Here is a 7,002-nt window from a genome sequence, read left to right as displayed (position 1 = left end):
CGACCATCTCCTCGGCGTCGCTCACCTGCGAGGCGATGGGCTTCTCACACCAGATCAGCGACGGGTCCGCCGTCGAGCGGGCGGCGTCGACGACGTGGTCGTGATGGAGGTAGGAGGGCGTACAGACCGAGATGATATCGAGGTCCTCGGCGGCGAGCATCGCGTCGTGGCCGACGTAGCGCCGGTCGTCGGGGATCTCCCAGGCCTCGCCGAAGCGTGTGAGTTTTCCCTCGTCGACGTCCGCGACCGCGACGAGCTCGATTTCCTCGGTGGCGTCGAACCCGCCGGCGTGGCTCGCCTCGATCTTTGTCTGGCCGATCTCCTCGGCGTCGTGCATCCCGAGGATGCCCATCCCTGCGATGCCGCCCGTGCCGATGATGCCTGCCGTGTAGCTCATCTCCGACACCTACTCGTAGGCGTGGACCGAGCCGGTGGCGTTGTCCTCGATGTACTCCCAGTCGTAGGAGACGCCCAGTCCGGGACCGTCGGGGACCGAGATCTTCCCCTCGTCGTCGATCGTGTCGATCATGTCCGAGTAGTCGCCCTCGTAGACCGGCGGCTGGGTGTTGGGCGCCTCGGGGTGGACCAGCGCGAGTTCGTAGTAATTCGTATTTCGCGTGGCGGCGATGCAGTGGCGCTGGGCGGGGCCGGGCGCGTGGAACTCGACGTCGAGGCCGAACGCCTCGGCCATGTGGACGATCTTCATCGCGCCGGTGATGCCGGCGTCGTACTCGGGGTCCGCGCGGACGAAGTCGGTCGCGCCGTTGGCGACGAAGTCGGCGTGGGGTTCGAGCCCGCGGACGTGTTCGGTCTGGAGGATCGGCGTCTCGATGTGTTCGCCCAGGCGTTTGTGGCCGTGCTGGGAGATCCCGCCATCCCGATAGGGGTCCTCGTACCAGAAGAAGTCCTGTTCGTCCAGCGCCTTCCCGACTTTGAGGGCGTCGCCGAACGTCTCGTACTCGCAGGCGGGATCGAACATCAGGTCCATCTCGTCGCCGACCGCCTCGCCGACGGCGTGGACCGACTCGATCTCGCGGCCGAGGTCGCGGCTGGCGTCGCCGCCACCCCAGCCGTGGATCTTGAAGCCGGTGTACCCCATCTCGAGACACTCCTCGCCGAACTCCGCGAACGCCTCGGGGGAGTCGAGCCCGCCGTTCTCGTCCCCGTGGTACGTCGAGGCGTAGGCCGGAATCTCCGTCCGGTAGGTGCCGAGGAGTTCGTGGATGGGGGCGTCGTAGTACTTGCCCGCGAGGTCCCAGAGGGCGATGTCGATGGGGCCGATGCCCATGCGGTCGTACTTGCGGAGGGCGCGTTTGATCTCCGACCAATGTTTCTCGCGGTCGAAGGGGTTCTTACCGATGAGGTAGTCGGCGAACATGTTGACCTGGGCGGCGCCGGGGGAGTTCCCGCCGACGTACTCGCCGGTGACGCCCTCGTCGGTCTCGATCTGGATGGCGAACAGTTTCCGCCAGGTAGTCTCGCCGGGCTCGTAGACGAGGTTGAAGCCGTGCTGGTCGGTCGCGAGGTCCTCTAAGGGGTACTCGAACTCGCGGCTCTCGATGCGCGTGATCGTCGGTGCCATACGCGACGACCGGCGGGGAGTATCATAAAGCCAGCCCTCCCGGAGGCGGCTGCCGTCGTTCGAGGCGTCCGGCCGATATCGGTGCCGACCGGTCGAACGCTACAGCGACGGCCCGGCCCGCTCGATCGCAAACGAGGTCACGCCGTGTCGTTCCGCCCGGCAAGGCTCGCCCGCCGCAGTCTCTCGGACCCGCCGGGCGAGTCCCGCGGCGTCGGTCTCCCTCGCGTCGACGTCGATGTCCGCGCCGACCGCCTCGAGGGTGGCCCGCGTCGCCGACACCTTCAGGACGGGCGCGAGCGGGTGACCCGTCGGGATCCCGTCGCCGGTGACGTGGACGACGATATGGGCACCGGCGGCGACGACTCCGGTCGCGGCCTCTTCGAATCGGGAGGCCGAATCGACGAGCGCCAGCCCGGAATCGGGGGCGGGACGGTCGCCGTAGGCGACGACCTCCTCGATCCTTCCTTCGCCCCACAGCCGACCGACCTCGGCCGGAGCGTACTCCCCGGCTTCGCGGGCCACACGGGGCGCTCGGGCGGGTTCTCCCCGGTCCGATAGGAGCTCCTCGATCGCCTCTCGGTCTCCGACGAACCGCTCCCGGGCCGCGTCGGGATGGGCCCGGACGCGCTCGGTTCCGGCGACGACGACCCGCCCGCCAGCGGACCGGACGCGGTCGACGAACTCGCCGACCAGCGGTTCGGCCCGCCCGACGGTGGGCTCGGCGAGGTCGGTGCTGACGACGCCGACCGTGAGATCGCCGAGGTCCGGCCCGCCGTTCTCGACGGCGTGGTCGGCCCGAAGCTCCTCGGCGGCCGCGACTCCCTCCTCGAGGCAGGCGTCGGTGCCGCCGACGCTCTGGATCGAGAGCTCCCGGACGGGGACGCCCCGGTCGGCGATCCGGCCGGCGAGGGCGTCGCTCTGGACGTGCTCACAGCCCAGCCCGACGACGACGCAGCCGGCGACGTTCGGGTGGTCGCCCATCGCGACCAGGGTCCGTGCGGTCCGGTCGTTGTCCCGGCCGATCTGGGCACAGCCGTGGTCGTGGGGTGTCGCGACCGCGCCGGGGACCCGGTCTGCGATCTCCTCTGTCACCTCGTGCGAGCAGATGACCGACGGAAGGATCAGGACCCTGTCCCTGATACCCGGCTCCCGGCGGTTCTCGGCGGTTCGGGCGTCCGCCGTGCTCATGGCCGCCCCCCTCCGGCCGCCGCGTCCGCGTTCGCTCCGTCGGCTCTCCCCCGCGCGCTGTCGCAGTTGTGGGTATGGACCCACTCGCCGGCCCGGATCGGCTCGGTCGCGACGCCGATCGCCTCGCCGTACTTCCGGACCGCCTCGTCCCGCTCGTGATCTCGAAGGGCGACCTTGTGCCCAAAGGGGATCTCTTCGGCAAGTTCGACGTCCCCCTCCACCGCGAGGGAGTGGCCGACCTCGCCGCCTTCCAGCATCGTCGCGACGGTATCGGTCCCGTCGAGGACGATCGCCTTACGGTCGTCGCTCACGAGCCGCCCGCCTCCGCGGGGTCGGGCTCGCCCTCGAAGTATCCGAGCTCGTTGGGCTGGAGCTCGTTGATCGCGAACTCCCGCAGTCCCCGGACCTCGGCGGCGGTCCGCCGGCCGCTCGCCGTCTCCAGGATCGTCCCGTAGATCCGCTCGCCGACGGTCTCGAGGTCGTCTCCGCCCGTGACGATCGTGCTCGCGTTCGCGTCCATGTTCGAGCCCATCTGCTCCCAGGTCTCGGGGTTGCCACAGACCTTGATCACGGGTGCGATCGGGTTGCCGGTCGTGCTCCCCCGCCCGGTGGTGAAGACGATCACCTGCGCGCCGCCGGAGACCTTGCCGGTGACGCTCTCGACGTCGTAGCCGGGGGTATCCATCAGGACGAGTCCCTCGCCCGTCGGAAGGTCTGCGCCGTAGGGAACGACGTCCCGGATCGGGGTCGTCCCGCCCTTCGCGATCGCGCCCAGGCTCTTCTCCTCGATGGTCGTCAAACCGCCCTCCTGGTTTCCGGGCGAGGGCTGGGCGCCCCGGAGGTCGGCGCCCATCAGTTCGGCGGCGGCCTCGCGGCGCTCGACGTACGCGAGCAACTTCTCGCGGACCGCCTCGCTCGCACACCGCTCGGCGAGGACGTGTTCGGCGCCGATGAACTCGGGGGTCTCGCTGAACGAGGCGGTTCCTCCCGCCTCGATCAGCCGGTCGCAGGCCTCTCCCACCGCCGGGTTCGAGGCGAGCCCGCTGGTCGCGTCGCTGCCCCCGCACTCGACGCCGACGACGAGTTCGGAGACGTCGACGGGCTCTCGGCGGGCGCCGGCGGTCTCCGTAGCCAGATCGTCGACGATCTCCTCCCCGGCGGCGACTGCCGCGGCCGTCCCACCTTCCTCCCGGATCGATAAGGTCTCGACCGGCCGGCCCGCCGCGGCGACCGCATCCGCGACCCGCTCGCCGTCGACCGCTTCGGTACCGAGCTTGAGGAGCAACGCGCCGCCGACGTTGGGGTTGGTCGCGACGCCCTCGAGGACCCGTCTCGTTTGCTCCAGGGTCGCCTCGGGCGCGTCGGCCGCGAGCTGGTGGGGGGTCGCATGGACCCGGTCGGGTCCCTCCTCGGCGATCCGGGCGGCGACCGCGCTGACCGCGACCGACAGGGGCATGACGGCGACGACGTTCCTGACGCCGACGGTGCCGTCACCCCGCCGGTAGCCTTCGAACGTGTTCATGTGAAACCTCAACGAATTCGCGCGCATAAACCGTTAGGGTCCCCCTCGATCTCGCGACGTCGGTTGGTTCGGCTCGATCACCGGGCCGTACCTCGAGCGGACGTGCCCTCGCGAACCGACCCGCCCCGGCTCACATCCCCATGTCCGCGGCCGGGTCGGGAACCGGGAGGTCGCGGGGAGAGACCCCGAGGCGTTCGCCGACGTGGTCCAGGGCCATCTCGAACCCGTAGTAGCGCTCGAGTTCCTCGCCCTCGCGAGCGGTCCTGACGGCCACCATCGCGTAGCCGTCGCGGTTCTGGGCGACCGCGGCCGTCCGACCGTCGCGTTCGAACGTCAGGAACCGCTCGGTCTCGGTCTCGGCGTACGTCGCGACGATGCCGTTCGACTCGCGTTCCGTGTCGACGCGTTCGCTCCCGCCTCGGTCGTCGGGGTCGCCGTCCATGCCGGACGGTGGGCGTGGGGGAACGCCAACGTGTCGGTCCCGGCCCGACCGAAATCTTCGAGAGGACGGCACCGCTAACCGGCGGTATGGCGAAGTGGCTACAGAGCGGGCGCCGACGGGACATCTGTATCGTTCTCGCGGCGGAGGGGGAGCTTCCGGGCCAGCGGGTGAAGTCCGAACTTGAGTCCCGCTACGACGAGCACATCGAGCCGAAGGCGTTCTACGGCTCGCTGTCGGCGCTGGTCGATACGGGGTTCGTCGAGGAGCGCACTGAAGGAATACAGGATCTCTACGCGCTCACCGAGGCCGGCGAGCGCCGGCTCCGCGAGCAGTTCGAGTGGATGTCCGGCGCGGTTGAGGGCGGAAACGAGTAGGCGGAATTACTCGAACGGGTCGCCGGGCATCATGCAGATCGGTGGGTTCGTGACATCGATTGTCAGAACTACTTTCCTTCCTAATCCGTAGGTCAAACAACGATTGTAGTTACGTTAGCAATTTTTATAATTCAGGTTCTATCGACATCCATGAATCGTCGAGCGGTACTTTCGATCGCCATAGCGGGCTTCGCTTTTAGTGGCTGCTTGGGTCGGATCGAGAGAGATGGCGACATCTCCTCGGATAACACGTCGGTAATACAACGTAGGGAGTTCCAAATTCTTGAGTACGATGAGTTTTCTGAGGATCCGAATGAAGGTCCACAGATAGAGTTCGATACGGCTGGGAATCAGGTTACGGTTACTGGGCGTCTCTTTGTGGGGTCCGGGAATTGCAAAGAAGCACAGTTAGACGACATACGGTACGAGAAATCGGAAGATCAGCTCACGGTTATTGTCACTCACGGAAAAAGTGGAAATCATCCGAATAATAACCCTCTCGGCTTGGGATCATGTACCGAGGACATGAGTTCGGACGGATACGAAGTTACAGTTACGACAGAGGGATCGCTTCCCACGAGAACCACCGCAATCGAGCGGGATGCCGAGAACGATGAACAGACGACGACGACGGCTACACCGACGAATAGACGCTCGCAGTATATGACAACTAGGCCGAACGATCGATGACTACTCGAGCAACTGATCGCCGATGGTGTTCCGGAGTACCTCGCTGGTACCCTCGTAGATCTCGTTCAGCTTCGCGTCGCGGTAGAAGCGTTCCGCGGGGAAGTCCTTCGTGTAGCCGTAGCCGCCGTGGATCTGGATCCCCTCGTTTGCGACCTCCCGGCTCACCTCGCTCGCGTACAGTTTCGCCTGTGCGGCCTCCTTGATGTAGTCCTCGCCGCGGATCTTTCGATCCGCCGCCCGGTGCATCAACAGCTTCGCGGCCTGGATCTTCGTGTCCATGTCCGCGAGCTTGTGTTTGATCGACTGGAACTCGCCGATGGGCTGGCCGAACTGCTCGCGCTCGCCGGCGTACTCTCGGGCGGCCTCGAAGGCTGCCCGCGCGATGCCGACGCCGCGGGCGGCGATGGTGATCCGGCCGCCGTTCAGGGTCTTCAGCGCGTGGACGAACCCCCGACCCTCCTCGCCGAGCCGGCGCTCTTCTGGAATCCGCATCCCGTCGAACCGGAGTTCCGCCGTGGGACAGCCCTTGTCGCCGAGTTTCTCCTCGGTCCCCTCGACGTGGAATCCGTCGTCCTCCTCGGGCCGGACGATAAAGGAGGAGATCCCCGCGTTTCCCGCGTCGGGATCGGTCTTCGCGAACAGCGTGATCGTATCAGCCACTGAGCCGTTCGAGATCCAGAGCTTGCCGCCGTCGACGACGTACTCGTCGCCGTCTTTCCGAGCCCTGGTCTCCATCGCGGGCACGTCGCTGCCCGCGCCCGCCTCCGAGAGCGCGAACGCGCCGATCTCCTCGCCCTCGGCGAGCGGGACCAGATACTCCGCTTTCTGCTCTTCGTTGCCGAACCCGTAGAGCATGTTTCCGGCGAGCGAGACGTGGGCCGCGACGACCGTTCCCAGCCCGCCCGAGCCCCGCGATATCTCCTCCAATGCGAGCGCGTAGGCGTGATAGTCGAGGCCGGCCCCGCCGTACTCCTCGGGGAACGGCATCCCCATCAGTCCGAGCTCCGCCATCTCCCCGACGAGATCCTGGGGGAACTCGTCCTCGCGGTCGATCTCTCCCGCGACGGGGACGACCTCGCTGTCGACGAACTCCGCGACCATCTCCCTGATCTGGCGCTGCTCGGCCGAGAGGGTGAGATCCATACCCGCCCGGTCGCCCGGAGGGACCTTCATTGTTCCTCATCCCGGGCCGCGAACGGCCGCG

General features: G+C 67.4%; 8 protein-coding genes. 1 reads left to right on the top strand and 7 read right to left on the bottom strand.

The features are described 5' to 3' along the window. From DVH23_RS18960 to DVH23_RS18935, 6 genes are all read right to left on the bottom strand, one after another. The coding region (locus DVH23_RS18960) for a Gfo/Idh/MocA family protein (protein WP_198668006.1) at positions 1 to 397 on the bottom strand (397 nt) is incomplete at its 3' end. A gap of 9 nt (positions 398 to 406) precedes the next feature. Then, positions 407 to 1,582: a mandelate racemase family protein gene (locus DVH23_RS18955; RefSeq protein ID WP_114578980.1), complete on the bottom strand. Its 1,176-nt coding sequence runs from the start codon at positions 1,580 to 1,582 to the stop codon at positions 407 to 409. 99 nt (positions 1,583 to 1,681) lie between these two features. Continuing rightward, positions 1,682 to 2,770 (bottom strand): UxaA family hydrolase, encoded by a 1,089-nt coding sequence (locus DVH23_RS18950; RefSeq protein WP_114578979.1) that lies wholly within the window; start codon positions 2,768 to 2,770, stop codon positions 1,682 to 1,684. Then, the gene (locus DVH23_RS18945) at positions 2,767 to 3,027 is read right to left on the bottom strand and encodes a UxaA family hydrolase (protein WP_114578983.1); all 261 of its coding nucleotides are present in this window, start codon (positions 3,025 to 3,027) and stop codon (positions 2,767 to 2,769) included. The genes DVH23_RS18950 and DVH23_RS18945 overlap by 4 nt, the downstream gene beginning before the upstream one ends. 50 nt (positions 3,028 to 3,077) lie before the next feature. Beyond that, positions 3,078 to 4,292, bottom strand: a complete 1,215-nt coding sequence (locus tag DVH23_RS18940; RefSeq protein WP_114578978.1) for a UxaA family hydrolase — start codon at positions 4,290 to 4,292, stop codon at positions 3,078 to 3,080. 130 nt (positions 4,293 to 4,422) lie between these two features. After that, positions 4,423 to 4,734 (bottom strand): hypothetical protein, encoded by a 312-nt coding sequence (locus DVH23_RS18935; protein WP_114578977.1) that lies wholly within the window; start codon positions 4,732 to 4,734, stop codon positions 4,423 to 4,425. A gap of 86 nt (positions 4,735 to 4,820) precedes the next feature. On the opposite strand from DVH23_RS18935, the gene DVH23_RS18930 reads away from it, so the two are divergent. Beyond that, positions 4,821 to 5,108: a PadR family transcriptional regulator gene (locus tag DVH23_RS18930; RefSeq protein ID WP_114578976.1), complete on the top strand. Its 288-nt coding sequence runs from the start codon at positions 4,821 to 4,823 to the stop codon at positions 5,106 to 5,108. Positions 5,109 to 5,798: 690 nt separating this feature from the next. Here DVH23_RS18930 and DVH23_RS18920 read toward each other — a convergent pair. After that, positions 5,799 to 6,941 carry an acyl-CoA dehydrogenase family protein gene (locus tag DVH23_RS18920; RefSeq protein ID WP_114578982.1) on the bottom strand — a complete coding sequence of 381 codons (1,143 nt, stop codon included), beginning with the start codon at positions 6,939 to 6,941 and terminating at the stop codon, positions 5,799 to 5,801. Positions 6,942 to 7,002: the final 61 nt, after the last annotated feature.

The organism is Saliphagus sp. LR7 (assembly GCF_003344565.1).
Taxonomy (GTDB): domain Archaea; phylum Halobacteriota; class Halobacteria; order Halobacteriales; family Natrialbaceae; genus Saliphagus; species Saliphagus infecundisoli.
This window is presented reverse-complemented; position numbering and strand designations above follow the sequence as displayed.

Bases quoted from the DNA above. Each gene is read 5' to 3' on its own strand.
- DVH23_RS18955 (WP_114578980.1), bottom strand. From the start codon at position 1,582: ATGGCACCGACGATCACGCGCATCGAGAGCCGCGAGTTCGAGTACCCC.
- DVH23_RS18940 (WP_114578978.1), bottom strand. From the start codon at position 4,292: ATGAACACGTTCGAAGGCTACCGGCGGGGTGACGGCACCGTCGGCGTC.
- DVH23_RS18950 (WP_114578979.1), bottom strand. From the start codon at position 2,770: ATGAGCACGGCGGACGCCCGAACCGCCGAGAACCGCCGGGAGCCGGGT.
- DVH23_RS18920 (WP_114578982.1), bottom strand. From the start codon at position 6,941: ATGGATCTCACCCTCTCGGCCGAGCAGCGCCAGATCAGGGAGATGGTC.
- DVH23_RS18935 (WP_114578977.1), bottom strand. From the start codon at position 4,734: ATGGACGGCGACCCCGACGACCGAGGCGGGAGCGAACGCGTCGACACG.
- DVH23_RS18945 (WP_114578983.1), bottom strand. From the start codon at position 3,027: ATGCTGGAAGGCGGCGAGGTCGGCCACTCCCTCGCGGTGGAGGGGGAC.
- DVH23_RS18930 (WP_114578976.1), top strand. From the start codon at position 4,821: ATGGCGAAGTGGCTACAGAGCGGGCGCCGACGGGACATCTGTATCGTT.